This window comes from Roseateles sp. P5_E11 (assembly GCF_054049355.1).
In genome coordinates this window covers 1-2,154 of the sequence record NZ_JBFUMO010000787.1, presented here as the reverse complement: position 1 = coordinate 2,154, position 2,154 = coordinate 1, and the positions used below count along the sequence as shown (strand labels likewise).

3 protein-coding genes and 1 pseudogene are annotated in these 2,154 nt (G+C 67.5%); 2 read left to right on the top strand and 2 right to left on the bottom strand.

Annotation, left to right across the window (positions count from 1 at the left end):
* Window positions 1-246, bottom strand: a pseudogene (locus ACXJKR_RS30580) (thymidine kinase); the annotation flags it as partial.
* Between the two features lie 479 nt (window positions 247-725).
* Here ACXJKR_RS30580 and ACXJKR_RS30575 point away from each other — a divergent pair.
* Together ACXJKR_RS30575 and ACXJKR_RS30570 are read left to right on the top strand one after the other, a co-directional pair.
* Window positions 726-1,202 (top strand): MarR family winged helix-turn-helix transcriptional regulator, encoded by a 477-nt coding sequence (locus ACXJKR_RS30575; protein WP_457326047.1) that lies wholly within the window; start codon window positions 726-728, stop codon window positions 1,200-1,202.
* A complete protein-coding gene (locus ACXJKR_RS30570; protein ID WP_457326046.1) occupies window positions 1,199-1,873 on the top strand; it encodes a GNAT family N-acetyltransferase in 675 nt (224 codons plus the stop codon). The genes ACXJKR_RS30575 and ACXJKR_RS30570 overlap by 4 nt, the downstream gene beginning before the upstream one ends.
* Here ACXJKR_RS30570 and ACXJKR_RS30565 read toward each other — a convergent pair.
* Window positions 1,839-2,154: TolC family protein (locus ACXJKR_RS30565; protein ID WP_457326044.1), on the bottom strand; the 316-nt coding region annotated here is incomplete at its 5' end. The genes ACXJKR_RS30570 and ACXJKR_RS30565 overlap by 35 nt on opposite strands.

The window sequence follows — 2,154 nt, the reverse complement described above, 5'->3', positions numbered from 1 at the left end:
GGCGATGCCCGGCCCGTCTTCGTTCTGGCCGACCAGGGCCAGGAAATTGGTGGTCTCGTCGAATTGCTCGGCCTCACGCTTCGGGCCGAGGCGCGACGTGACGAAGCCGTGGCCATAGCGGTCGTCCAGGCGAGCCGTGAAGATGCGCACCCGATGGCCGCGTTCCTCGTAGTTGTGTGCCACCTGCAGCAAGGCGGTGGATTTGCCGGCATTCATCGCGGCGTAGCGGAAAAAAAGCTTGGCCATGTCGTCTTCTGGAGCGGAGCGGCATTGTCCTCGCTCGCTTACCCCGCAGATCGGGGTAGGGAAAGCCCGCGATTTCGGCCTTTGCTGGCGGCAACCGCGGGCTTGCGAGATGGCGTTGTCATCTTCGCCGTGCGTCAATTCACGTTTCGTCCCGACCTGTCTGAAGAATGAGCAAAGACACCGTCACCGCGGTCCGCCAGGATGGCTTGCGCTACCAGTCGAAAATCGGCGGTTCGCCTTTCCTTGGAAGCGGCCACACCCGCTCCTGCTTCAAATGCGGCAAGCATCGTGCGCCGGCCAGCCTGCAGTCCATCCGACTGCTTGGCCGCAACGAGGTAGTCTGCAAGCCCAACTGCAAGGCCGAGCCCTAAGGGGCCTCTGTCGGCTGGGTGCGCTTGCCGCACCCTATGACGCCCGCCATTGACGGCGCTGGACCGGTTGCATAGCATGATATGCATATCGGTTGAGCGGAGCTCGTCATGGTCGAGGATGTCGTCAAGGAACTGGGCCACCTGAGCCTGGGCACTCGCCTCAAGCGCATCGGCGAGACGCTGCAGGCGCAGACCCAGGCCGTGCTGGTGGCGCATGGCTTTGAGCAGCCGGCCGCATGGTTTCCGCTGCTGKCGGCGCTGGACCGGCTGGGGCCGCTGAGCGTTGGCGAGCTGAGCCAGGCCGTGGGCGTCAGCCAGCCCGTCATCACGCGTTCACTGCGCGGGCTGGAAGACGAAGGCCTCATCGGCTCGGAGGCGTCGGAGCAGGACCGGCGGATACGCCGCATCGCGCTGAGCAGGAAGGGGCAGGGTCTCGTCGAGCGGTCGCAGCGTGAGGCCTGGCCGGCCATCGAAGCGGCCGTCGCGCAGGCCTGCGCGGGGCTGGAAGGCGACCTGCTGGCCCAGCTTGCGGCGCTGGAAGACGCGCTGATCGAAGCGCCGCTGATGCAGCGAGGGCCGGCATGAACGAACTCGACCGACCCGTCTGGGCCAGCCTGCAGCACCAGCCGCATTGGGGCGTGGGTGACGAGAAGGCGCGACGCTTCAAGGCCGATATCAACCGCTTTGCTGCGACACCCAACGAAAGCGCCGCCAGCCTGGCCGCGCTCGCCGCCCTCGTGCAGYCGGGCGATGACGCCGTCTTCCTGGCCCAGGTGCCACCCATCGTCGTGCCGCCGGGCTTGATCGCAGTGAAGGAAGCGCTGGGCGTGCAGATGGTGGCGACGCAACCTTTGACGGCAGACGGAGACTTGCAAGTCCTCGGCGATGCCGATGCCGCCGAGATGCTGGCCCTGGCCACGTTGACCGAGCCCGGGCCCTTCCTGCCGCGAACCCACACCATGGGCCGCTTCATCGGCATCCGCATCGACGGCCGGCTGGCGGCGATGGCCGGCGAGCGCATGCGCTTTGCCGGCCATGTCGAGGTCAGCGGTGTCTGCACCCACCCCGACTTCCGCGGTCGGGGCCTGGCGCGCCGGCTGTCGGCCGCGGTGACGGCCGACATCCAGCGTCGCGGCGAGCAGGCTTTCCTGCACGCCTGGACGATCAACACCGCCGCAATCGTGCTCTACGAGAGCCTGGGTTTCGTCAAACGCGCCACGGTCAATATCGCGGTGCTGAAGCGCCAGCCAGCTTGAAGGGCGCCTCACTCCAGCCGCCGCCCAGCGCGCGGATCAACCCGACCGTGGCCTGGTACTGAGCCGAGCGCACCTGCAGCGCGGCCCGCTTGTTGGCGAGCTCACTGCGGCGCGCGTCCAGCAGTTCCAGCTGGCTGACCAGGCCGTTGCGGTAGCGCGTGTCCGACAGCTTCAGCGCCTGGCCGGCCGCGCTGACCGCACGCGCATTGGCCTCGCCCTGCTGCTGCAGCAGCGTCAAAGCACCGAGCTGGTCTTCAACGTCCTTCAGCGCCAGCAGGAAC